Origin of the sequence: Vibrio sp. T20, assembly GCF_007858795.1 — a bacterium.
GTDB lineage: Bacteria > Pseudomonadota > Gammaproteobacteria > Enterobacterales > Vibrionaceae > Vibrio > Vibrio satsumensis.
This window is the reverse complement of record NZ_VFEB01000026.1, coordinates 1-295: the sequence shown is the minus strand read 5'-3', so window position 1 is coordinate 295 and position 295 is coordinate 1. Positions and strand designations below refer to the sequence as shown.

Genomic DNA, 295 nt, shown 5'->3' with positions numbered 1-295 from the left:
CTTACGCTTTCTGATAAGGGCGTGATAATGAACCATCGCCTCATCAGTACTGCATTTGATTTTGATGGTCAGATTGTCACCATCAACACTGGTTCTGGAAAGACAGTTTACACAATCAGTGGCACTTACGATTCGCCTCGTTTAAAGCGATTGGTTCCTAGTACTCCTTCTCAACAGTTCATTAAAGAAGGCTATGAAGATACTGCAATCGGTGATACTCATAGTATCATGCAACAACGACGTGCTTCATTAGCTGAGCAATTCAAAAGATAACCCTGCGCAAGATCTCCCTCCG

Annotated in this window: 1 protein-coding gene; it reads left to right on the top strand. The window is 43.1% G+C overall.

The genetic code is table 11. The annotated features are described in order from the left end of the window. Positions 1-273 (top strand): DUF2850 domain-containing protein (locus FTW16_RS01460; RefSeq protein ID WP_146489805.1); only part of this gene is annotated, 273 nt, incomplete at its 5' end. Positions 274-295 lie beyond the last annotated feature (22 nt).